This window comes from Pelotomaculum schinkii, from assembly GCF_004369205.1.
Classification (GTDB): domain Bacteria; phylum Bacillota; class Desulfotomaculia; order Desulfotomaculales; family Pelotomaculaceae; genus Pelotomaculum_C; species Pelotomaculum_C schinkii.
The window spans coordinates 477,275-499,569 of sequence record NZ_QFGA01000003.1; the positions used below are offsets into that span (position 1 = coordinate 477,275).

Here is a 22,295-nt window from a genome sequence, read left to right on the forward strand (position 1 = left end):
AATTTATCAGTATTATTTTTCAGGCTGGCGCCTTTGGTTGATGTATTGTATTGCCGCCTGAGCAATTTCCCTCTTGATGTTTTTCAGTATTTCCTCCGGGAGCGGACTGCCGTCTGTCTTTTTAATCCAACCGGGTATGGCAATATCGTTATGACTGGCTTCTCTATGGTACTGGACTACTCCATCACCAATGAAACTGCCGTCTTCAAAAAGCTGGTAACGTACGATGTAGCTTGGGTCAAGAGACAGTTTCCGGTCTACTTCTGTTTTCACCTCGATACTATCAGGATTCACCCGCTGATCCAGCCGATGGTTCTTCATGCTGTTCAAGCCTGTACATCCCCTTTTTGGTTATACTTAGTTTCCCCTGCAGCGCCAAATGAGCCAGTATAAACATGGCGTGCGACCAGCTCAAAGGCATTACCCAGGCTGGTCCGCCCTGGTTTTTATCAACCTGCTCCGGGAGCAGCTGGTGCTGGTTAGCATGTTTATAGGCCCATTCGTAGAGGGCTCCGGCGTGTTTGATGTTCCCGGTCATACAGTGGTAGATGGCCAACCAGAGGGTGGTGAGCAGCCAGGGATTGCTGTCCCGGTAACCGTCCCATTCATAGCGGTGCAGACCGCCCACGTGATGGTTCCAAAGCAGCTCTTCCAGCGAGCGGGCTGTCGCTTGCATCCTCTCATCAAGCGGGTCCAGCACCGCAAAGGGAAAAGCCAAACCCAGGAGAGCCGCGTCGGCGCGACCGTCTTCCCCGACCCAAAAAGTCTCGTACAGGCCGGTGGAATCCTTGCCGCTGAAGGCGCGGCCGCCTTTGCGCCGGGCGTCCTCGAAGGACCCCCGGTCTGTCCTGCGGTTTATCCCCCGTATGAAGCGATTGTAATGGGGGGACCACAGGCGCTTGAGGATGCCCTCCTTGACCTTGGCCGCGGCTTGCCCCCAGCGCTCCATTTCTACCAGCTGGTTTTTAATTCCGGCCAGCTCCGAAGCGGCTCTCAACCCTGCATAAACTGACGCGGCCGAATATGTGGCCTGGGCGTGCAGGTCCTCCCAGAGATCATAGCTGGGCGCCGGCAGGCCGTTTTCCTCCAGGTTGCCGGACAGATAAGCCGCCCCGGCAGTCAATGAGGGCCATACCTCTTCGAGAAAGCAGCCGTCGCGGGTCAGCCCGTAGTGGTGCCGGTAACCCCACAAAACGGACCCCACCTGGTCGATTTGTTTGCCCCAGGTAGGAGCCGCACTGCCGTCTGTGAAATAACGCTGCTGCCAGCTGCCGTCTTTTTCCTGCACAGAAGAGGCGAAGTGATAAAACTGTCCCGCCAGATCGTGATATCCCGCCTCGTCCATGGCCGCCGCGATATAAACCGAATCCCTCGGCCAGCAGTAGCCGTAGCCGCCGCTGGCCAGGTAGTAGGGGTCGAATTCCGGGGCAGCGATGGAAGCGCCGGTCTCTTTCGAGGTCAGCAGCTTGATCGCCAGCAGCGACCTTTTATAGGTAGGGTAGCCGGCATAGATCCCGCAGGGCTGCATCCTCGGGCCCAACCAACCCTGCCAGTAGCTTACGGTATTATCCAACCACTCGTTGCCTGGTTTCGCAGTTGCCATTGCCAGGTGCTCCATGACTGAGTCTTTGCCGTGTCCTGCCGCCAGGTAAAGGGAAAAGGTTTTGGACTGTCCTTGCTGCAAGTCCCCCAAATCCCAGGCCAGACTTCCCGAACTTTCCCGGATATTATCGCTATTCCCCCATAGCAATCCCCTGGAGGCGTCCTGGTAAGGATCCGAGCCTGTGCCTCGCCTGCCCAGGTGGTATCCGGCCAGGGGATAACCGGAGCCGGCTAATGCCATGTATATATTTCTCCGGTAAAATATCAAGGAGTTATTAGAAGGTTCAAAGTAAGCGCTGTCATAAAGAGGCGACTCCTCTATTTCAAAATTGCAGTAGAGGAGAAATGACACCTTCTCAGATTTTTCCCCATCATTTCTGATTTCATAAAATCTGACCAGGATATCGCGGTCGGGCAAGACGAAATCCCGCTGGATAACTTTAATATAATGGGATACGCTGGACAGGGTTGTTTCCAGAACGTTAGTGTTTTCCAGGTAGCGTTGTGTGGTATCCCATACGTTTAAATGAAACCACCTGGTAAAACTCTCCCCTTCCGTTGCGGCCATCCTCAGGCCTGGCCAAAAGCGGCCCAGATGCTGGGCATATTCGATGTGGGGCCAGAAAAGCTTGAAGATCTCCCCGTTTTTACGTACGGAGGCCAGCATGCTTGAATTACCTATGATAGCCTCAGGCATTTCAGGCTGGAACCTGGTTGAAATATTTTCCACCACCATTTTCACTGTACTCTTAAAAAGAACTGCCTCAAAAAATGTAGGTGCGAATTCATTCGTACAAATGCAACATTGGCTGCCACAAGTTCGGCGCTAGTGCGCCGTGTGCGATTGAAATGGCGCCTACATCGGCTGGTATTTTTATGATACGTCGCGCCGCTGGCGGCATGTGAAACTATCCAGAATATAGCGTCCAGCTTACAGAGCAATTCCCCAACAAATGTGGCCGCGAATTTATTCGCACCTTTAGTATGCGCTTTTGAACGAGCTTAAATTTATAGGATTTTCTTGCCGATCTGCGAGATTTGGCGGGTACCCGATTATGATAGCGACTGTAGTATTTTCATTATAGTAACATATTTCCCATCAGAAATTTTACCAACAGACTGAAATGATTTATCGGTCAAAAACCTAGCTGCCTGCAAACAGCCACTCGCCGCTTCTTTGCAGCAGCCTGGCGCAGGTTAGCACAAAAAAGGCGGCTTCAGCGCAGAACCAGTTGCCGGATTTGGTGGCGATATACTCCTCACGGACATAGCGAAGTTTTTCGTAAGCCCTTTTATAGTCTCCGTGCAGGGAGGCGCAGTAGCCCAGGATTGCCCAGGGATAATCAGGAGGCTTGATTGTTAACCATTCCGGGTGGTTGCTGTTGAACAGTTCGTACAAATTGGCCGCCCGCTCCGAACCCGGTTCAATTAACCCGTACAGCGCCGGAAAGAGCTGGCAGGTGGCGTCAGGGTAGAATTTTTTTAAATTAACCCCCGGCCGCAGCCACCAGCTGGTTTTACTAGGATAGTAGCAGGTCCTCCGTGCATCCCACAAAGACTTTTCGATACCTGTGGCGACAGCTTTAGCCCTGGCATTAAAAACAGAGGCTTCCTGGTCGCCGAGGTAGTCCAAAAGCCCGGCGAAATCAGCCAACCCCCTGTACACCTCGCAGTTGTCCATCAGGTATTTGACCCGGTACTTGGCCAGAGCAAAGGTCAGGCCGTCCCGGTCAGTCAGGTTGACGATGCAGTTGGCCACTTTTTTCAGGGCCGGTAGGTTTTTTCTCACCCAATTGGTCTTACGGGTACGTTCGTGGTAAGCCGCCACCAGGGAGAGATAGGAGCCGGCGTAAGCGTCCTCGGAATCCGGGCTGGCCTTTTTGGCATTTAAATTTTCGTCATAGTGGTAGTCCTTGATCGTACCGTCATCTTCCAGGTTGGCCAGGTACCAGTTGAGGTAGCGTTCTACCAGTAGGTGGGCGTTAACGTCCTCCAGCAGGGCCATAGCTGCAAAATTGGCAAAATAGGGCATCACCCAACCCTGGTCCGGGTACCTGCCGATAGCTCCGTCGGCGCTGCTGCCGGGGCTCAAAATCTGGCAGCTTTTCAGCCAAGCTACCTGGGACGCCATGTTGTTTTTGAGCGCCCGGATAATTTCCGACATATTACTGTAAGACATCTTTAGACACTCCATGAAGTAATTTTATTACATAGTATGGGTTGGATAATATTTTAGTTTCGGCAACGCGAAGGAAAGTGAGAAATGGTTGCAGAATATTCTTCCCCGGAGGGAAAAATAAAGATATGTTGAATAGACAAATACTCACTCAATTTTCGCATGCCCTGCATGCGGCAAAAGGCCTGACTCTATACCGGGGTATTATGGAAGACCCGGTCTGCCGGGCCATGGTAGTTTTCCTTGAAAAGGTGACCGGCCAGGCCCCGATGGAACAAATCCTGGACTCTTACGGCGAGATATTTCGCCTGCTGTCTGCAAAAGCCGTCTTAGCGGGGGAGAAGCCTGTCGGAGATGCCTGGCAGGACCACTTGCTTAACCTGATCTTGTACCAGGACAACCCTTTTAGTGAAGCAGCGGCCTCAGTTCCTTACGGGCAACTGGGCCATTCCCTCAAACAGGCCGCAATGTGGGATCTCAACAAGCTGCAGGTTTTACACAGGGTTGAAGCCGGAGCTGCTCTAGCGTCACTATTAAAGATGGAGGACGAATCCTTAGCCGGCCAATTGCCGGTGTGGGATGCCCTCCATATCCCTTTTGTCAGCGAAACAGGCAGGGACGGCAGGCCAAAAGCAAGGGAATTGAAAGAACTGCTTAGCGGAAGGGGTGACTGGAGCGCTTGTCTCGAGGCTCTGTCGGACTATTACATTTGCGCAGGGTCAGGTATTTTCGGCAGGTATGGGGCATTTCGTTGGGTAAGCCGGTATGAACACCTGGAAGGTATTGATGAGCCCGATCCGGTGCGTCTGGAGAAACTGATTGGGTACCGGTCTCAACGTCAGGAAGTGGTGGATAACACCGAAAAATTTCTTGCAGGACTTCCGGCGAATAATATTTTACTTTACGGCGATCGTGGTACCGGTAAATCTTCCACGGTAAAGGCTTTGCTGAACCGTTACCAGGCAAGGGGCCTTCGTCTCATTGAGGTTCCCAAAAGCGCCCTGGGCGATTACCCGTTAATCATAAGAAAACTTAGAGGGAAGCCCCAGCGCTTCATCCTTTTCGTTGACGACCTTTCTTTTGAGGATTCAGAGGTCGAGTACAAGGAGCTTAAAGCGGTTTTGGAGGGCGGGCTGGAGGTACGCCCGGCCAACGTACTGATTTACGCTACCTCCAACAGAAGACACCTGGTCAGGGAACATTTTTCCGACCGTGGACCAGCCGGTGACGGGGATGGAGATCTCCGAACAGGGGATACTGTGCAGGAGAAACTTTCCCTGGCAGACAGGTTTGGCATCACGGTCCTTTTTGTCATGCCCGACCGCTCGCTCTACCTCGATATTGTACGGGGATTGGCTGAACAAAGGGGTATTGATATACCCGGCTCTGAACTCGAGAAAAAAGCGCTGCTCTGGGAGACCTGGCACAACGGGCGTTCCGGTCGTACCGCCAGGCAGTTCATCGATGATCTCAGCGGTGAGCTTGGTAGACAAAAAAAACAATAAGTTTTTCATAAATACATCAATAAGTCTTTTCTAAGAAAAGGGAATTGGTATCATGCTGCTGAATAAGATTAAACAGTACAAGTAATACTAAAAGGTCTCCAAGCAATACACTTATACCAGCAATCTGCCAGAGATGGCGCCTGTCGCCGGAGCGGCAAGCCCATGTAAAAATATCATACAAGGGGGGAATTCTAATGAACAGTCCTCGCTTTCTGTTAATCCTGTTTGCATTGGCCTTTCTTGCCATGCAGACCATAAGCTTCATGTCGACTTTGACCAAACATGAGGACAGGGTGGTTAAACTTGAAAAGCAGGCCGTTCAGTTTGAAACCAAGGGCACTTACATCGACCTGAAGATGAACCCGGCTGTGGAATTAAAGAAGGAAGAAGACAGGTTTAAAGCTGAAACTGTGAATTATGTCATCAAAGTGCTTGTTATTTCAGGGGCAACGGTTTTTGTCCTTGTCTTGATGAAACGGGTGCAAGAAAGCGGCTGATTTCAACCTTACAGAATTATAGATGACTCTAAGATTGAATGCTGAAAGCAGAAATTCACTCGCACAAAGGCGCCAGAGGAAATGCAGTATGTTCCTGCGTCCTACGCCTGACGGCTTACGACCACTTGCAGGGATAGACGTACTATAGGCGCCAATAAAATTCACACCAATATAACCCTTCGAGACAGGGGTTATTTTTATTATTTTAGGTATAAATTTCTTAGGTCAATGCAGAATAATAACCATGATCTAAATTATTTTTAAGGGAGGTTCGACATGAAATTCGGAACACATGAAGCTATGGAGGTCCATGAGGTATTAAGCGAGAATACCTGTATGATTGACCATTACGCCATGTACCTGAACCAGTGCCAGGATCCCGAATTACGGAGGGTCTTGGAACGCCAGCAACGCCACATGGTTGATACGTATAATACCATGGTAAACGTAATGCAGGGACAGGGTATTGATGTATCCGGGGCTCCCCGCATTACCATGGGTTCAACAACCAGAATGGCAGGGGAAAACCAGCCTGATTATGGTATGCAGCAGGCTGCGCCGGTAATGCCCAAGCCGGAAGCCAAAACCCTGAGTGACCGTGCCATCTCCATGGGCGCCCTGGTATTTCACAAATGCGGAGCTATACGCAGCACCAGCGCCGCCCTGGAGTGCGCCAACCCGAACCTGCGCAACATGCTCGCTACAGCGGCCCGCTCCTGTATGGAGATGTCCTATGAAATCTTCCAGTACATGAATCAAAAAGGTTGGTACCCGGTGCCTGCGATGCCGGAGAGTGTGATGAACCAGATGCAGCAGACCTACCAGCCAACTATGGTGGGGCAGGGAGGACAGACCGGTTACGGGGTGCAGATGAGTCCTGGGGGGCAGACAGGAAAGGCCGGCCAAATGGGTCAGATCAATCCATACGGGCACTGATATCGAGTCCTGCATGAAATAGGCCCCACTTTCTGTGGGGCCGCACCTTTTTCTGCTGGTTTTATTTTAGTTCCACATGCCGCTAGCGCGGCGCTGGCAGAGAATGAAAACTTAGCGATGCCACATCCACATTTGTTGGGCCAAAAACATTAGCGCTGCCGCCACCAGGGAAACACAAGCGAGTAATCTGGTGCGGCCATGTTTTGCAGCCAGCAGGGCAACCTTTTCTTCCAGATCAGTTACCCGTGCGCTTAAGTCCCTAAGTTCACAGTTAACGAGTTCCACCCGGTCCTCGGCCGGTTCCACTAATTTCTTCTGGATGGATGAGGCCAGGGATTCTACAAGTTCCAGGTGGTTTTGCCGTTTTTCATTGGGCATCTTTGTTCCCTCCGCCGGCCTGATTAATCGCGTCTCTAAGCGCTGCCAGGATTACCAGAGGTACCTGCTGTATTTTATTCTCCAGGACCTCCAACCGCTGCAGCAATTCCGTGATTGCCGCCCGGTCCTCTTCGCGGAACTGTTCCAGGCTGGAAGCCAGTTTTCTGTTTTCCTCCAAAACGGGCTGGACCATCTTTTTCCTCAACCCGGTCATGATATCTTTAAGCATTTGCTGAAATAATTCGTCACCGTTGTGGCCGCCTTTGACTTCATCCAGCTTTAATTCCATACCTGTTTCCCCCAGTCCTTTTACATTTTTTCAATAGCCTTTTTCAAAAGTTCGAGCAGCCGGTTGGTTTCCTTGCGGGCATGCTCTTCGATGGCTGTTTGGAAACATTCACCCAAATCGCCGAGCAGGTCCTTTTTGATTTCGCTTCCGGTGCGCCCGCTGATCTCGCTGATTATTTTACGCAGCCGCTCGTCCAAAATCCTGGCGTTTTCCACTTATTTAATACCTCCCGGGTTTTCATGAAAAAACCATGCCTGTACCCGCCAGGGAAATGCATCCAGGGTGTTCCGCACCGCCTTCGGTAACCCCGGGCCCGCAATTCAAACCACACTTTTAAGGAGGTTTGGCCGGGGAGACTGAGCTGCGAATTTCTTTAAGCTTACTCCTGTAGTCACGCAAGGTTTCCTGCACTTTTCGCAGTTTAACCTTCACGCTTCCCGAAGCGTTCCGTTCAAGGTAGGCTTTGGCCGCCCGAAGTGACGCCTCATCCAGAATTCCTAAAAGCGCGGCTATTTTATCCAGGTAAAAGTCTGTGGCCCGGTATTTAAAGATGCCTTCCTCCAGCGCTTTTAATAAAGAGCCCATACTGTGGGCATCCTCCCCGGACAGTGCTTTGAGAGCCGATATCAGAAAAATATTGGGGGCGCCTGAGGCAGGAGCATACTTACCGTTAGGGGGGCCGAGGTTTCTTCGCATAAAATTGCAGACAGCTTCCCGTTCAGCCAAACCCAAGGCATCGGCAAAATTAATGATGAAGAAATATTTCCCCCTCTCGCGTGCTGTCAAGGTCTGAAAACTGGCGTCTGACTGTGGAAGGAACAGAGTCTGAAAGTTTTGCCGGTCCATCTGATTCAGTATATGCTTGCCGTTAAAAAAGACGAGGTACGCGTCACTTTGCCGGATCAGGCCGGAGGTCTTTGGGTAATGGTATTTTTGAATCCAGTCGAGACCCGGCGTGTCAAGGAAATCTGCAAGCCTCAAAAACTCCGAGGGGTGCTCAACCACCACCTGCTCAATACGAAAGGCGTTCTCCGGGCCCAAGACCTTCCTGAACTGCTCCCGGCCGGATTGTTCGGAAAGATTGAACTCAGAAGACCAGGCGTCCTTAAAGGTGACCCTGACCTGGTCCAGGAAGGGGTTTCGCTTATTTGCCTTCTGGGAAATCAACCTGAATACGCCCGGTATCCTGCTGCTGTTGGCTGCCGTCCTGGCGAAAGCCCCGGCCGCAAAATGTGCTTTCACCCGCTGTATCCGCTTAAGGACCTCCTGCCTGTCAAGGAGCCGGAAGAAGCCTCCGTCGGCGCACTCGACTGAAGCTACAGCGTCGTTGCCGGGAGCAAGCCATCTCTCCAGCGCCTGTAGCTGTTCCCTGTAGATCCCGACCTTCTCACCCACCTGTTCGCAAGTATTCAGGGTGATTTGCAGAGGAAAGTGGACGGTGGCTTTTTTTTCAGGGCCGTAAGTTATCCTGGTAACTGCTGTGGTTGTAGGCCCGTCGGCAGCGGGAAGGATGTCTTCCTTCAGCAGGGCGTTAAAAAAGGTTGTTTTCCCGGTGGAAAAACCGCCCCAGGCCGCCGCCGAAAAACGCTCCGACTGGATTTCACGGGCTATTATTTCAACCGCAGGCAGGTCTATTAACCCTTCAGTAGTTTTTTCAGCCAGTAAATCAGCAGTCAAGGCCAGCAGCCTTTTTTTGTTTTCCTTCATACTGGTTGTTTTGGGGCGGTAGATGTGTCCTTCGGGTCTTTTGTGCCCGGCGCCCAGGTTCGCGAGATTGGCGGTTCTCAAGGTATGCTCAAGCTCACCTGCAACTGCGGGGAGAGACTGCAGCAGTTTTCCGGTTTCAAGGATAACCCGTGAGGTTTCCTGAACTCTCCAGAATTCTGAGAGAAAAGCTGTCTCTTCCTTAATCCTGACGACTTTTGAAATACGCCCCGGCAGTTCATGATCCAGCTTCTTCAGGCGTCCGTATGCCCGCCGGCAGGTATCCCGGGCCAGCTCCACCTGTAAAAACAGGTTGACGGCCTCAACACTGGCGGGGTCATGCGTGTTGATGGTGTAACATCTGACCGGGCTCAGAAAAATCTCCCGCAGTATGGTCCGGGTTGTCTCTAAAGACGAACCGTCGCATAAGCCGTGGTTGCAGTTCAACCAGAAGGAGAGCTTGTTTATGTCCTTCTTTTTCCAAATATCAGCCAGCTTGTACAAGAACAGGCGGTTAAAATCCTCCATACCGCGCTGGTGAAAAAGGTAGATAACCTGGTCGGCCTCTATCGCCGCCTGTTCAGCGAGAAGCCCGGCGTCACGTGCTCCGTCAATGCCGGGAGTATCAAGCAGACGGCATTTTTTTAAAAGCGGAGAGATATGCTCTATGGAAACCCTGCCTGCGGGAGTTTTTAACCCGCTCCCCAGGAAAGAGCGAAGCTGGTCCATATTTTGAAAAGGCAAGTTTTGCTTGACCCCGGTATAACTTGCCCTAAAGATATGACCGTAGTCAAAGGCTACCAGACAATTGGTGGTCGGGACAACTCCCACCGGGCTGACCTCCGCTCCCAGCAGGCCGTTAACAAGGGTGGATTTGCCGGAATTGAATGACCCGAGGACTGCGACGCAAGGCTTTGCAGTCTGGTCCAGCAGCTCATATATATCCTCCACCCCCTGGATAAACCGGTTCACCTGACCCATGAACGACCAACCTCCCCTGTCAAAGCCAGGTATTTATTGCTTATGTTTCTATATATTAACGTTGCAGGGCTTTTATGCCCGGCATAATTACTTATAATTACGCTCTTGCGAGTGATAAAATAAACGTAGCAGGGGTTGTCAAAGAAAAAAGGGGTATGACTATAATGGAGCCTGGCTCAGAAAATTATTTAACTACAGCGCAGGCGGCTGATCTCCTAAACATAACGCCAGCTGCGGTGCGCCGTCTGGTCCGCGAGGGGCTTCTCGAAGTCAAACATACGAAGCGCTATAAGTTTGGGGTGGACCAGTCTTTCGACCGCGCAGCGGTGGAAAAGCTGCTGCCCAGGCTCCCTGAATTTAAGAGAAAGTGGCATGCTGAGGAGGACTTTCGCCTGGGCGCCAAAAAGGCTGCCTTCAAACGCCTGGAAGACCAGAAAAAAACCCGCGCCTACCAGGGTTTCAAGGAACGTTTTTTGCTTTCACTGGAAGACTACCCGGAAAGAGTGGCTTTGCTGCTCAGGACCTCGTTCTTTTTGTACCACCTGAACCACTATGCCAAGGGTGGAGAAGAATACCTGTATGACTTAAAAGAAGAGACCCTGAAGAAGATGAGCGAGAAATTCACCTCCCTGGAGGGTCTGGAGGTTATCCTGGTGGAGGGCGGGGAAAAAATATATTTATGTGAAACGTGCCGGTTGAAGGCCCGGTCTATGGGGCTGGACTATGTCAAGTATAAAAGTGTGCAGGGCGGGTGCCCCCGTTGCAGAAAAGAAAGCGATTATTACAGCCTGTTTGAGTTCAGGGTAAAGTACGGAGACCATTTTTTCTGTTTTCACACGCCATATCAGGTTGCCAAGAGCTGGTTGAAAAATCCTCTTGAACTGCCGTGTAAGACGCATGTGCCCGGCAGAGAGGAAGCCCGTGCTTTTGGTCGCCCCATCACTGAGGCCGAAGCTCTGGCGGTAAGTCTGGAGGAGGTCATCAGGGAGTTGGAAGTATTCACGGGAGAGCCTGTATAAATCATATCACATCAACAGGCTGAACAACTTTTGGGATAGTGCAGCCCCGGCCATCAGCCTGACCGAACGACTTTATTTTGAGGTAGTGGTAATCAACCCCAACCGGCACGTTTGCAAACGTTACCGGCAAATTTTGGGGGAAAGTTGCAAAATCCCCTGTACTGATTTCACCAGTGATATCTTTCAAGAATATTTAGCAACGTAACCCATTAGTTGAGTCTGAACCAGGGGTCAGCTTTCAATTGAATTAAATTTTTTCAAACTGCATGGATACAGCTTCACCCATTTTTTTGCCAGGGTTGAAAAATACTTATCTATCCTGTGTTCATAAGATGAAACATCATTCTCTGTATTAGTATTTTCTTATTACCACATAATCTGCCGCAAGGCTTAAGTTTAATCTGGTAGGTCTGTCAGGGAGCTCTTTTAATGCCTGCTTGGCCTTATGGATATATTTCTCAACAAGTTCGAGAGATTGCTCGATAGCCCCACTGCTGGTAATTATGCTGATAGCTTCCTGTAACTCGCCATCGTCTTTTTCAGGTTTTGCCACCAGTTCTTTAAGCCGCTCTCTTTGTCTGGATGTATCCAGGGCATAAATTACCGGCAGAGTGATAATTCCCTGTCGCAAGTCACTGCCGATAGGCTTGCCCATCTCACGCTGGTCGGCAACCATATCCAGGATGTCATCGGTAATCTGAAAAGCCATGCCCACTGCGTGACCGTACCGGTATAGCGGCAAGTAAATGCTTTTAGACGCACCGCAGGCTACTGCACCCAGCTGCGTGCTCGCTGCAATCAGCATGGCGGTCTTTCGTTTAATCCGGTATAGGTAGTTCCTCAGATTCTGTTTGACATCAAAGGATGCGGCTATCTGTTGGATTTCACCCTCACACATGTTGACGCTGGTATCAGCCAGGACTTTAGAAATAAGTGGGGTATATTCATAACGGGCTATCAACATGAGGGATTTAGCAAAAAGATAGGAGCCAATGTGGGTGGCGATACTGTTTCCCCACATGGCCTTGACAGTGGGCTTACCCCTGCGGGTTAGCGAAGCATCAACGACATCATCATGTACCAGTGTAGCCATGTGGATCAGTTCCAAAGCAGCAGCCAGCGGCAGGATCCTCTGCAGGTCGAAGTTATAGAATTTTGCGCCAAGGAGGCAGAGCGCAGGTCTCAGTCTCTTGCCACCCGCATTAAGGAGATGCGTAGAGGTCTCGGTTAGAAGCGGGTTTGGCGTTTTCACCACATCACTTAACTCTTTTTCCACCATCTGCAGTTCTTTTGCGATGTCTTTGAAAAACTCTAATATCTTTACCGCTTCCTTTACCTGAAATAAACAAAGAAAATATTTAGTATCCATTGTAGTACGCACGTAAAAAAAGACTACCGACAGCCACATTGTCGGCAGTATGATGCCATTTTTGGTACTGATGTTGTAATAAGCCATTATAATTCTAGAGCAGTCCATGTTTTTCACGGATGGGCATGACTATTTAACTGTGGCTGCTGATTGTACTTCAGTCATGTCGACCAGGCGCTCACGCTCTTTTTTGCGGGCAAGCTTGCGTTCAACGATGCGTACTACCAGCGCGCTTAGTTCAAAAAGCAAATACATGGGACCGCTGATGATAAGGCAGGTAACTACATCCGGCGTGGGGGTGATTATGGCCGCCAGGGCTACAACAGCCAACATGGCGTAACGGCGGTTTCTAGCAAAAAAGGCATGTGTCACAAGTTCCATTTTGGCCAGGAAAAAGCTTATTAAAGGAAATTCGAACACTATACCAAAAGGAAGGAGAAAGGAAATCGTGAAAGAAATATACTTGTCGATTGTAAGTAATGGTGTTAGTGTTGGTCCGGCAAATTGGAGTAAAAACATTACACCCATTCGATAGACACAAAAAAAACCGAAAGCAATACCGCCTAAAAAACTGACAAAGGATATCAAAACAAAAATAGAAAAGTAGATCCTTTCATTTTTTTTTAAGGCAGGAACAATAAAACCCCATACCTGCCATAAAATTACCGGCAGCGCCGCCAGGAAACCGGCAAAGAAAGATATCTTGATTTTAACAAAGATCGCCTCTGTGATACCGGTGAAAAATATCTTCTGCCCCAGCTTGGTAATTGGTTCCAGCATTGATGCCAAGATCCTATCGCTGAAAAAATACGCTCCCACAGCAAATATGGCAGTGGTAATAATTGAAACAATTAAAACATGACGCAGTTCTTCTAGGTGCTCAATAATGTTCATTTCTCCGTTAGTTTTAGCCATCGTTTTCCCCCACTATTATTACAGGCAGTTGGGAATAGGGGCTTTAATTCTTGGCTGCCTTAATCAACTGCATTTGGTTATCTTTTTTCTCATCTGCAACCGCTTCCACCTCGTTCATTATTTCGGAGGAAGAACGACGAAACTCTCTGATTGTTTTACCAACCGCCTTGCCAAGTTCCGGTAATTTGCCGGGTCCAAAGATAATTAAAGCCAGTGTCAAAACAAGGATTAATTCAGGTACGCCAATGTGCGGCATAATGTTACACACCTTTCAAATTTTAATTTTTAAACACAAGGAATCAAAGTTGGCACAAAAAATCCTCTCAACCAACTGACGATGATATGACTATATTTAGGGCGATGAAAGTCATCTATCACCTCCTCTTGTTAACTGCTTTACAAAACCGGAGCCTATTCGTGCATAATAGGTCTCCGGTATTGTATTTTGGTGATGATTATTCTGTTAAGCAGGGAAGTGGGTACCATAGGTAGCTGTACTGTTACTGTGTGCATGCCCTTCCTTGGGCAGAATTGCGAAGTTTTCCACAATAAACAGGTAAGCCAACGCCAGGAAGCTCCACATGCCGAGGGTAATCAGAAATTCCCAGGCGCTGGGGAAGTAGCTGCCGCCCACGCTCCTGGCCATTCCGGTGAAGACCACATTCATGCGGTTGAATACAACTCCTACCACCACCAGGACGGAGGCGGTTACAACCCCCCAAAGCTTGTTGCGGATGGAGGGGATGGCGTACATGAAAATCGGCAACAGGACAAAGACAATCATCTCGATCAAGAACATGTTGCTCTCGTGCGAACCGTTGAAAGCCATCCCGAAAACGCCCCGATAGTTGAGATCAATCATCTTGATGATAAAGTAAATGATCATCATCCAGGTGGTTATTCTGGTCATGCTTTGAAATACAGGCAGCTCCGGATCTCGTCCATAAGCTCTTGACGCTATGGTCCCTTCGATGGTAACCATGGCCGGCCCCAGGAAGAAGGCGGACCAAACGAAGAAGAACGGGAGCAACATGGACCACCACAGGGGATAGAGTTTATCAACAGCAACGATAAAGAGTGAGCCCAGCGACGATTGGTGCAGGGTGGGCAGGACGATGCCCAGGATCAATAATGGTGTTATCATGTACCCCAGAATCTTTTTCAATGACGGGCACTTAACCTTCTCGAAGAAGATGTCTCCAAATTCCAGGACCTGGATTGTTGTATAAATAGAAATGCACCAGAACACTTCAAACAATACCGAGTGGAAACCCCAATAGAAGAATGGCCTCCAGAAGTTAAACCATCTCCCGATATCCAACAAGAGGCTGGCCAGGGATATAATGTAGCCAAGCAAGGAAGTTAACAGTGCGGCGCGGGCGATGGGGAGGTATTTGTCCCGGTGCAGGACGTGGACTACCAGCGCAGTACTGAAGCCGCCGCCTGCCAGGGCGATGCCGCACAAGAGGTCAAAGCCAATCCACAGGCCCCAGGGCCACTGGTCGTTTAAGTTGGTTACAGCTCCCAGGCCGTAGATGAAGCGGTACAGGGAAGCAGCAGCCGCAATCAGCACAGATATGATTAACAGTATTCTGAACCAGGTAATTCTAAAGCTCCAATTTCTTCCGTACATATTCTCACCACCACTATAAACAAAGATTTATTCCTTGGGATCGACGGGAGCGTACATTTCGGCTTCATTATGTCCTTCCTCTTTAGGTTTTGTAAAGAATCTCATTGCTGTAAGCATGGCCCCCCAACCGGCAAAGATGTAGGGAGTCCACTTGAGCGCCTGCCAGGTATAAGATGGTATTGATTTTTCCGAAACACTGGTTTTGAAGCCGAGCTGTTCAAAGGGGACATCAGAAATGTACATCCAGGATGTGCCGCCATACTCTTTTTCCCCGTATATGTGTTTGACGTAGTTTGAGTTGCTGTTAATCCTCTGCCTGGCTTCGGCAAGAAGCGTCTGTCTGTCGCCGTATTTCAACGCGCCGGTAGGGCAGGCGGTGATACACGCGGGCCGTTCGTTCTCCAGCAGACGGTCGTAGCAAAAACGGCATTTTTGGACGTACGGGAATGTTTTTTCGTACTGAAACTTAGGTACGTTGAAGGGACACGCAATCATGCAGTAGCGGCAACCCACGCAGTAATCCTTGTTCAACTCTGTGGGTTTGTAGATGACCGGGCCTTCTTCTGTTTTAAGAAAGGAATGGGTAAAGCAGGCGGACTCGCAGGCAGGCTCATTGCAGTGCATGCACTGCCTTTTGACAAACCTCCACCTGCGCTCATTGCCCTCCCCGGCCAGATAGCAGCTGACCCTGGTCCAGGTATCCGCGTCCAGTTCTACCGGGACGTCCCATTGGTTTGTATTTTGAGACGTTTTGACGGGCAGGTCATTCCAAGTCCTGCAGGCTGTCTGACAGCTCCGGCAGCCGATGCATTTGCTGATGTCTACCAAAACGCCATTGGACATCTTTGCACCTCCTATTTCCGCTTGGATTTAATTTACTTTGATCAGACTATAAAGCTCTTGGGCTCCTTGGAAACACCCTTGATTTCAAGCACGTGAACCGCGCAGGCAATACAAGGATCAAAAGCACGGACGATACGCACCAGTTCAATGGGGTTGTTGGGGTCTTTGACCTGTGCTCCTACCAGAGCTTCCTCAACCGGACCACGCTGACCCTTGTCATCCCGCGGGCTGCAGTTCCAGGTTGTTGGTACCACAGCCTGGTAGTTTTCGATTTTGTAATCTTTGATGGTAATCCAGTGTCCCAGGGCGCCGCGGGAGGCTTCGTGTAAACCTATACCCGACCCTTCCTTAGGGATGTCGAAAGGGGCATAGCAGGGTTGACCGGGCACCAGCTGGTTAAGCCATTCCAACATAGCACCTGCTACTTGAGCTGTTTCCACTGCACGTGCAAAGTGCCTGCCTAAAACTGAAAATGCTTTACCCCCTAACGCCAAAACATCCTTCTGTTTGTTCACTACCTGTCGCGACAGCGGGCCTACTTCATAGGGCAAACCGTCATAGCGCGGTGCTTTAAGCCAGGAATATGCGTCTTTTTTGCCCGGTGTGGGTACAGTCGCGCCGTCACCGGGGTGCCTGCCGGTCAACTTATCATCGTACCAGGAATATTTGACTTGCTCAGAAATCTTTTTATGGTCCATGGGCGCGTACTGTCCTTTGGCGTAGGTACCGCGTATGAAGAGCTGTTGTTGCCCGTCCGGGTCTAATTGGTCAGTTAGCCGGAAAGCGCCGTAAGCCAGCAGGTTTTTGTAGCCTGTCCCAATGTTGAACCAATCATCGTACGCTCCTGCTACTGCCAGGACGTCCGGGATATATACGTTGTTGATAAAGGAGGTAATTTCCAGTAGGTAAGTCTTAAACTGGGCGATTTTCTCAGAAGTTACGTGCTCAGTTATTCCACCAGCCGTGTAGGTCGTAACGTGGGGCATTTTGGCCCCGAATACAGCGCCCATTTCATGAGCCTTTTTGCGGATACTCAGAGCCTGGATGTAATGCTCAACGGCTTTATCGTTAATTTCCTTGGGCAGGCGGTAGTCACCCTCATAACGGGGGATGAAAGGCGAGGTGTCCGGTCCCTTCACGTAATCCAGGGCGGTCAGGTGGTAAAAGTGCAGGATATGTGACTGCAGGTAATTTGCTCCCTGGATTAAGTTGCGTAAAATCCTGCCGTTTGCAGGTGGTGTGACTTTAAAGGCATCGTCCAGGCATAAGATGGAGGCAGTGCCGTGAGCAATGGGGCAGACGCCGCAGATACGCTGGGTAATGTGACAGGTGTCGCGAGGATCTCGCCCTTTAAGAATTATTTCTAGCCCGCGGAATAGAGTACCGCTAGACCTGGCGTCAATTACCCGGCCGTTTTCAATTTCTGCTTCTATTTTCAGGTGCCCTTCAATCCGGGTTACCGGATCAATAACTATTTTTTGTGCCACTGCTATATTTCACCTCACTGAGCTAGTTTTCTGCTGACCCTTATCTTTTCTAAAATCTCTGTCTTCTGGGGCTCAATCTGGGCCGAAGCGGCCGCTGTTTTATTAGTTAATGGATAAACGCCGTAAAATGGTGATGACGAATCGGGGAAGGTCGGTTCCGAGCAGGCGTAACAGGGAGCGCCGGCATTGACGCACCAGTTGACGTTGTTATTCCAGCCGCGGGTGGGACAGTCGGACATGGCCACAAAGCCCTTGCAGCCAAGCATGGCCAGGCAGCCCTCATCTCCAATGAAGTGAGCGAACTTGCCGGCGTCAAAATATTCACGTCTTATACAGCTTTCATGGATTGGTTTCGGGAAAAACATCCTGGGCCGTCCATATCTGTCAAGTTCCGGGAGCTGGCCGTATTTCAAGACATATACAACAGTTCCGAGGAAGTGATCAGGCTGCATCGGGCACAGGGAAAGATTGATCACCTTTTTTGCGTCAACGATCTTATTGACTCCCACAACTCCGGTGGGATTGGGGGCCGCGCCGGGGATGCCTCCGTAGGATGCGCACTGGCCGGCGGCAATCACGGCCTTGGCCGCATTGCCCAGGATATTTACCGCGTGCAGCATGGTTATTTCTTTGCCTTCTTTTTCACAAATCGTACAGTAAACACCTTCGTTTTTTATAGGGATGGCGCCTTCAACAACCAATATAAATTGGTCCTTGTATTTAATTGCGGCTTCGTCCAGGATCTCCGCGATAAGGTGTCCGGAACCGGCAGAAATATTAGGGTGATATTTCAAGCTGATAACATCGAGAAGCACCTTTTCAATAGCGGGGTCAACACTGTTTAATAAGGATATGGAGCATCCGGTACAGCTGGCGCCCTGCAGCCAAATTACCGGCGGTTTGCCCTCGGCGGCTAAAGCTAGTGTTTCTCCGAGCTCCGGTCCGAGTACCGTAATCAGGCTTGCGCCGACCGCAGAGCTCATGCAGAGTTTAATAAATTCACGTCTGGTTAAACCCAAGTCTTTATTCCCTCCTTGTAAATAAATCTCCAAAATTTCCGGCCGGTTTTTACATTTCACCTTATTTCCAAGTGTCAACTAGATCATCTTGCTCCGATTTCTGCTGTTTAGCGAAATTCCAGCATGAAGATATCTATCCTTAAACTGAGAATTTTATATAAGAGGAATTATTCCAGGAAACCGGAATTCCAAATAATGGAACATATACTGATTTCTTTAAAATATTCATAAGGAAAACCCTTGAAAAACGCCATTATACTTCTCCAACCGGAATCTCAACAAAGATAACGGGATCCTATTCACTACAAATCATAATTCTTTCATAAACAATCCAACCGCCATAGGAATTTAGTTTGCAACAAATATGCCAGCGGTGAAGTTGCGTTGGTATCCATCATGCAACTTCACCGCTGGCGTATCACTTTCTTATTGTGCGGGTTAACCCTCACGGTAACGTTTGAACTTTTCTTTTATTCTCTCCTCCACAAGCGGTGGTACCAGGCTCCGCAAGGAACCGCCAAAGGAGGCTACCTCCTTCACTGTAGTGGAACTGATATAAGAAAACTCCGCCTTGGTCATCAAAAAGACTGTTTCGATATGGCAGGCCAGCTTTTGATTTGTCAGGGCCATCCGGAACTCGTTCTCAAAATCCGAAATCACCCGTAAGCCCCGTACAATAGCTTTTGCGTTGCACTCAAGGGCCACATCAACAATAAGGCCTGTAAATGCCTTCACTTCTATATTAGGATAGTTGGAGAGAACACTTTGCAGCAGTTCAACTCGCTCTTTAATCGTAAACAGCTGATTCTTTGCCGGGTTGCAGGAAACTACGACGATCAACTTGTCAAAGATCATAGCAGCTCTACTGATAATATCCAGGTGACCGTAGGTTACCGGATCAAAACTTCCCGGGCAAATTGCGGTTCGCATGCTAATCACCCCAGTGCTTCATTTGCTAGCCAGAAGAAGCGTCAAGGAAAGGAGCCTCCTCAAACATCCTGTAGGGTTGATGTTTGGAAATTCCTTTCCCGCGCTTCAGATTTGTGATGGATTTGCGTAACCACCAGGATAATCCCGGCCAAATTAAGAATGTATGCTCCGATCGCTTTTATTGCCAGGCCTAATGGCTTGACCGCTTACGCATTATGAAAATCATTAATACAGCGGTAGATGATGTGAGCAGATGTGAAAGCCAGTAAAATGATGAATGAAAAAAGACCATTATTCATGTTTAAAAATTAGCAGCCCCACGAGGCAGTGAAGAACCATACTTTTATGAATATTCTTTTACAGGTATTAAGGTAAGGGAATTGCAGTAAACAAGCCTAGAGCAGCACAAGCCACGCTAATGGTTGTCACGCTCCAAATTGCAGCTGCCGGCGGGTCTATATAGGTGTCGGCATGTATCGTAAATAGACACGCCCAAAATTGACCTGCGAAAGCCGATAGAACCCCAAAAATGAGACCCCATATGAGACTGTGACTAGCTAAGGCAGCGACGGCTGCATTAACTGATATGTGGTGGGTGACAGGCATTTTGGTGCCGAACTGCAAAAATACAAGACTCAGACCGGAAATACCAAATCCAATAATTGCGCCACCATGGTCCGCTCCTAAAAGCATCGCAAAGTAACTTGATAACAGACCAACCCCTGCACCGATAACAAAAAGCTCTTTCCACGACATCTGCCATGGCAACCAAAGGGTGCTTTTTTCAGTGGGGTTGAAGCGGCTTTCTCCCTCAGCTACCTGACCAAAGAAACCTTTCTTCATGTCAAACAATAGGCGTCCGATAAGATGCATAACAAAGATGGTTATAGCGACTCCATCAGTCCAGAGCATACCGCCCCATTTCATTGGCAGCGCAGTTATGAAAAGCCAGTTCAGGATAACGCTGAGAGAGCCAAAAAGTCCGCCAATCAGCAGGACATCCATGCTTTTAGTGCCCATCAGTCCTGCTGTAATATCTCTTCCCGGTGACAGACCTTTCTTATGCGCGTACATATGAGCAACAACTGCCGCTCCAAAGCATACCTGGGGCCCAAATGTAAACCCAAAGCCAAAGGTGTTCAGAAAATCCGGTCCTGCTCCGGCAATCATTAAAACCGCGCCAATGAATACGAAGAAACCGCATAAAATGAATGCCGGCAGCGCTCCGACGGCAGCTCCGAATATTCCACCCACAAAAGCTATGCAAAGGTGAAGAAAACTAATACCACCTATTGGCAGCAAAAGAGAGCTTGTCATAATATTACCCCCTCCTAATTTTGAAAATTCCGTTAATTAGTTAAAAAAGAAAAAAATAACAGGGAGTAACTCTTTAAGTCACCCCCTGTTTCCGGCAAGACCACACTATGGGGCGAGCGTGTACTACACGGTATTTATTTGAGAGGTGATAGCCGGGATTAAGTTACATAGCAGCCGCAAAGAGGTTAACGATGTCTTTATGAGTTCCGACAATCGGGTTGCATCCGGCGTTACCATCTTCCAGAGCCGTCTTAGCCATTTTATCAAAGTCTTCTTCCTTAACACCCATTTCAGCCAAACCGGACGGAATTCCAACATCCTTGGAAAGAGCGACGATAGCGTCAATGGCTTTGTACGCAGCGTCTCTAACGGAGAGCCCTTCAATATTTTCGCCCATAAGTACGGCGATGTTAGCAAACTTCGGCAGGTTGCTGATGAGGTTGTATTTTTCAACGTGCGGCAGCAGGATAGCGTTCGCTACACCGTGCGCCATATCATAATAGCCGCCTAACTGGTGCGCCATAGCATGTACATAACCCAGGCCGGCGTTGTTGAATGCCATACCTGCCAGCACTGAGGCGTAAGCCATATTTGTCCTGGCTTCAACATTATCACCATATGCTACAGCCTGACGCAGGTTGTTGGCGGTAAGCTTAATTGCTTGCTCGCACAACGTGTCGGTCACAGGGTTGGCGGCCAGGGTAACATAGCATTCTACAGCGTGGGTTAAAGCATCCATACCGGTGGCTGCAGTTAATCCTTTTGGCTTTTTCAGCATAAGCAGCGGGTCGTTGATGGAAACCAGCGGGAGGTTTCTCCAGCTTACGATAACAAACTTAATTTTAGTTGAAGTGTTTGTAATAACGCAGTGGCGGGTAACTTCACTGCCGGTTCCTGCTGTAGTGTTAACGGAAACTATTGGCGGCAGAGGATTGGTAAGTTTCTCAATCCCGGCATAATCCTTATACAAATCTCCGGGGTGAGTAGCTGCAATGCCGATACCTTTTCCACAGTCATGAGCGCTTCCTCCACCGACGGTGATAATCATGTCACATTTTTCTTCTTTGAATAACTTAAGACCGGCGAAAATATTTTTGTCTTTAGGGTTGGGTTCTACGCCGTCAAAGACGACAGTTTTTAATCCGGCTTCCTGAACATATCCTATTGTTTGCGCTACAGGGCCGCCTTCCATTTTAGCCAAAAACGGGTCAGAAACTACTAAAGCTTTTTTCCCACCTAAAATTTTACACCTTTCGCCAACTACCGAAACACAGCCCGGCCCGAAGAAGTTAACACTCGGATTTAAAAAGTCGTAATACATGAATACATCCCCCTTTAATTAATTTGTTCTTGGTTTAAGTGCGCATTGTGCATACGGCCGTACACAACAAAATTTGCAATTTAGAAATCCTTCAATACAGAAGTTAGAAATATAAAGCTTACCCGCCAGCAACTACGGGACTTACTGTAATGATGTCTCCCTCGCTCAATGCTGTATTTTTGTCAACATTTTTACCGTTTTTTAAGATGACATGGATTTGCTCGGGAGAAACATTTAATTTGTTTAGGACATCCGCAATTTTGGCGCCTTTATCGACTTGCAGCCGGTGTTCTTTTCCTCTGTCTTTTGGACACCACATTAAATAGCCTAATAAGTTGACTGTGATATTGAGCTTTTCCATTAAACCCACCATG

At 49.1% G+C, this 22,295-nt stretch carries 23 protein-coding genes; 4 read left to right on the plus strand and 19 right to left on the minus strand.

Annotated features, from left to right (window positions below):
* Window positions 1-12: 12 nt before the first annotated feature.
* From Psch_RS18560 to Psch_RS18570, 3 genes are all read right to left on the minus strand, one after another.
* Window positions 13-330 carry a hypothetical protein gene (locus tag Psch_RS18560; protein WP_190259272.1) on the minus strand — a complete coding sequence of 106 codons (318 nt, stop codon included), beginning with the start codon at window positions 328-330 and terminating at the stop codon, window positions 13-15.
* Complete coding sequence (locus tag Psch_RS18565; RefSeq protein ID WP_190259273.1) at window positions 284-2,338, minus strand: glycoside hydrolase family 15 protein; 2,055 nt, start codon at window positions 2,336-2,338, stop codon at window positions 284-286. Before Psch_RS18565 ends, Psch_RS18560 begins: the two co-directional genes overlap by 47 nt.
* A gap of 408 nt (window positions 2,339-2,746) precedes the next feature.
* A complete protein-coding gene (locus Psch_RS18570; RefSeq protein ID WP_190259274.1) occupies window positions 2,747-3,781 on the minus strand; it encodes a glucosidase family protein in 1,035 nt (344 codons plus the stop codon).
* 125 nt (window positions 3,782-3,906) lie between these two features.
* On the opposite strand from Psch_RS18570, the gene Psch_RS18575 reads away from it, so the two are divergent.
* From Psch_RS18575 to Psch_RS18585, 3 genes are all read left to right on the plus strand, one after another.
* Complete coding sequence (locus tag Psch_RS18575; RefSeq protein ID WP_190259275.1) at window positions 3,907-5,283, plus strand: ATP-binding protein; 1,377 nt, start codon at window positions 3,907-3,909, stop codon at window positions 5,281-5,283.
* A 194-nt stretch (window positions 5,284-5,477) separates the two neighbouring features.
* The gene (locus tag Psch_RS18580; RefSeq protein ID WP_134218153.1) at window positions 5,478-5,780 is read left to right on the plus strand and encodes a hypothetical protein; all 303 of its coding nucleotides are present in this window, start codon (window positions 5,478-5,480) and stop codon (window positions 5,778-5,780) included.
* A 276-nt stretch (window positions 5,781-6,056) separates the two neighbouring features.
* Window positions 6,057-6,716, plus strand: a complete 660-nt coding sequence (locus tag Psch_RS18585; RefSeq protein WP_134218154.1) for a spore coat protein — start codon at window positions 6,057-6,059, stop codon at window positions 6,714-6,716.
* Window positions 6,717-6,827: 111 nt separating this feature from the next.
* Here the strand turns inward: Psch_RS18585 and Psch_RS18590 are convergent, their stop codons facing one another.
* From Psch_RS18590 to Psch_RS18605, 4 genes are all read right to left on the minus strand, one after another.
* Window positions 6,828-7,094: a hypothetical protein gene (locus tag Psch_RS18590; protein WP_190259276.1), complete on the minus strand. Its 267-nt coding sequence runs from the start codon at window positions 7,092-7,094 to the stop codon at window positions 6,828-6,830.
* Complete coding sequence (locus Psch_RS18595) at window positions 7,084-7,383, minus strand: hypothetical protein (protein WP_190259277.1); 300 nt, start codon at window positions 7,381-7,383, stop codon at window positions 7,084-7,086. The genes Psch_RS18590 and Psch_RS18595 overlap by 11 nt, the downstream gene beginning before the upstream one ends.
* A gap of 20 nt (window positions 7,384-7,403) precedes the next feature.
* The gene (locus Psch_RS18600) at window positions 7,404-7,598 is read right to left on the minus strand and encodes a hypothetical protein (RefSeq protein WP_190259278.1); all 195 of its coding nucleotides are present in this window, start codon (window positions 7,596-7,598) and stop codon (window positions 7,404-7,406) included.
* A 118-nt stretch (window positions 7,599-7,716) separates the two neighbouring features.
* On the minus strand, window positions 7,717-10,068 hold the full coding sequence (locus Psch_RS18605; protein ID WP_190259279.1) for a dynamin family protein: 2,352 nt from the start codon (window positions 10,066-10,068) through the stop codon (window positions 7,717-7,719).
* Between the two features lie 74 nt (window positions 10,069-10,142).
* On the opposite strand from Psch_RS18605, the gene Psch_RS18610 reads away from it, so the two are divergent.
* Window positions 10,143-11,087, plus strand: a complete 945-nt coding sequence (locus Psch_RS18610) for a helix-turn-helix domain-containing protein (RefSeq protein ID WP_190259280.1) — start codon at window positions 10,143-10,145, stop codon at window positions 11,085-11,087.
* A gap of 1 nt (window position 11,088) precedes the next feature.
* On the opposite strand, the gene Psch_RS18615 is transcribed toward Psch_RS18610, so the two are convergent.
* From Psch_RS18615 to Psch_RS18670, 12 genes are all read right to left on the minus strand, one after another.
* Window positions 11,089-11,274 (minus strand): hypothetical protein, encoded by a 186-nt coding sequence (locus tag Psch_RS18615; RefSeq protein WP_190259281.1) that lies wholly within the window; start codon window positions 11,272-11,274, stop codon window positions 11,089-11,091.
* 165 nt (window positions 11,275-11,439) lie between these two features.
* Entirely contained in the window at window positions 11,440-12,405 is a 966-nt protein-coding gene (locus tag Psch_RS18620; protein WP_190259366.1) for a polyprenyl synthetase family protein, read from the minus strand.
* A gap of 180 nt (window positions 12,406-12,585) precedes the next feature.
* Window positions 12,586-13,371: a twin-arginine translocase subunit TatC gene (gene tatC / locus Psch_RS18625; protein WP_190259282.1), complete on the minus strand. Its 786-nt coding sequence runs from the start codon at window positions 13,369-13,371 to the stop codon at window positions 12,586-12,588.
* Between the two features lie 43 nt (window positions 13,372-13,414).
* Window positions 13,415-13,627, minus strand: a complete 213-nt coding sequence (locus tag Psch_RS18630) for a twin-arginine translocase TatA/TatE family subunit (RefSeq protein ID WP_134219626.1) — start codon at window positions 13,625-13,627, stop codon at window positions 13,415-13,417.
* Between the two features lie 207 nt (window positions 13,628-13,834).
* On the minus strand, window positions 13,835-15,004 hold the full coding sequence (nrfD, locus tag Psch_RS18635; RefSeq protein WP_134219627.1) for an NrfD/PsrC family molybdoenzyme membrane anchor subunit: 1,170 nt from the start codon (window positions 15,002-15,004) through the stop codon (window positions 13,835-13,837).
* 27 nt (window positions 15,005-15,031) lie between these two features.
* Window positions 15,032-15,847 carry a 4Fe-4S dicluster domain-containing protein gene (locus Psch_RS18640; protein WP_134219628.1) on the minus strand — a complete coding sequence of 272 codons (816 nt, stop codon included), beginning with the start codon at window positions 15,845-15,847 and terminating at the stop codon, window positions 15,032-15,034.
* 41 nt (window positions 15,848-15,888) lie between these two features.
* The gene (locus tag Psch_RS18645; RefSeq protein ID WP_134219629.1) at window positions 15,889-17,334 is read right to left on the minus strand and encodes a nickel-dependent hydrogenase large subunit; all 1,446 of its coding nucleotides are present in this window, start codon (window positions 17,332-17,334) and stop codon (window positions 15,889-15,891) included.
* A 14-nt stretch (window positions 17,335-17,348) separates the two neighbouring features.
* Entirely contained in the window at window positions 17,349-18,353 is a 1,005-nt protein-coding gene (locus Psch_RS18650) for a hydrogenase small subunit (RefSeq protein WP_134219630.1), read from the minus strand.
* 438 nt (window positions 18,354-18,791) lie between these two features.
* Window positions 18,792-19,283 carry a pantetheine-phosphate adenylyltransferase gene (gene coaD, locus Psch_RS18655; protein WP_190259283.1) on the minus strand — a complete coding sequence of 164 codons (492 nt, stop codon included), beginning with the start codon at window positions 19,281-19,283 and terminating at the stop codon, window positions 18,792-18,794.
* Window positions 19,284-19,649: 366 nt separating this feature from the next.
* The gene (locus tag Psch_RS18660) at window positions 19,650-20,600 is read right to left on the minus strand and encodes a DUF7973 family transport facilitator (protein WP_190259284.1); all 951 of its coding nucleotides are present in this window, start codon (window positions 20,598-20,600) and stop codon (window positions 19,650-19,652) included.
* Window positions 20,601-20,763: 163 nt separating this feature from the next.
* Window positions 20,764-21,921 (minus strand): iron-containing alcohol dehydrogenase, encoded by a 1,158-nt coding sequence (locus tag Psch_RS18665; RefSeq protein WP_190259285.1) that lies wholly within the window; start codon window positions 21,919-21,921, stop codon window positions 20,764-20,766.
* A 118-nt stretch (window positions 21,922-22,039) separates the two neighbouring features.
* A complete protein-coding gene (locus tag Psch_RS18670; RefSeq protein WP_190259286.1) occupies window positions 22,040-22,282 on the minus strand; it encodes a MoaD/ThiS family protein in 243 nt (80 codons plus the stop codon).
* Window positions 22,283-22,295: the final 13 nt, after the last annotated feature.

Coding starts and splice junctions, on each gene's coding strand:
- Psch_RS18565 (WP_190259273.1), bottom strand. CDS start 2,338: ATGGTGGTGGAAAATATTTCAACCAGGTTCCAGCCTGAAATGCCTGAG.
- Psch_RS18595 (WP_190259277.1), bottom strand. CDS start 7,383: ATGGAATTAAAGCTGGATGAAGTCAAAGGCGGCCACAACGGTGACGAA.
- tatC (WP_190259282.1), bottom strand. CDS start 13,371: ATGGCTAAAACTAACGGAGAAATGAACATTATTGAGCACCTAGAAGAA.
- Psch_RS18670 (WP_190259286.1), bottom strand. CDS start 22,282: ATGGAAAAGCTCAATATCACAGTCAACTTATTAGGCTATTTAATGTGG.
- Psch_RS18630 (WP_134219626.1), bottom strand. CDS start 13,627: ATGCCGCACATTGGCGTACCTGAATTAATCCTTGTTTTGACACTGGCT.
- Psch_RS18665 (WP_190259285.1), bottom strand. CDS start 21,921: ATGTATTACGACTTTTTAAATCCGAGTGTTAACTTCTTCGGGCCGGGC.
- Psch_RS18585 (WP_134218154.1), top strand. CDS start 6,057: ATGAAATTCGGAACACATGAAGCTATGGAGGTCCATGAGGTATTAAGC.
- Psch_RS18605 (WP_190259279.1), bottom strand. CDS start 10,068: ATGGGTCAGGTGAACCGGTTTATCCAGGGGGTGGAGGATATATATGAG.
- Psch_RS18590 (WP_190259276.1), bottom strand. CDS start 7,094: ATGCCCAATGAAAAACGGCAAAACCACCTGGAACTTGTAGAATCCCTG.
- Psch_RS18610 (WP_190259280.1), top strand. CDS start 10,143: ATGCCCGGCATAATTACTTATAATTACGCTCTTGCGAGTGATAAAATA.
- Psch_RS18570 (WP_190259274.1), bottom strand. CDS start 3,781: ATGTCTTACAGTAATATGTCGGAAATTATCCGGGCGCTCAAAAACAAC.
- coaD (WP_190259283.1), bottom strand. CDS start 19,283: ATGCGAACCGCAATTTGCCCGGGAAGTTTTGATCCGGTAACCTACGGT.
- nrfD (WP_134219627.1), bottom strand. CDS start 15,004: ATGTACGGAAGAAATTGGAGCTTTAGAATTACCTGGTTCAGAATACTG.
- Psch_RS18580 (WP_134218153.1), top strand. CDS start 5,478: ATGAACAGTCCTCGCTTTCTGTTAATCCTGTTTGCATTGGCCTTTCTT.
- Psch_RS18640 (WP_134219628.1), bottom strand. CDS start 15,847: ATGTCCAATGGCGTTTTGGTAGACATCAGCAAATGCATCGGCTGCCGG.
- Psch_RS18575 (WP_190259275.1), top strand. CDS start 3,907: ATGTTGAATAGACAAATACTCACTCAATTTTCGCATGCCCTGCATGCG.
- Psch_RS18660 (WP_190259284.1), bottom strand. CDS start 20,600: ATGACAAGCTCTCTTTTGCTGCCAATAGGTGGTATTAGTTTTCTTCAC.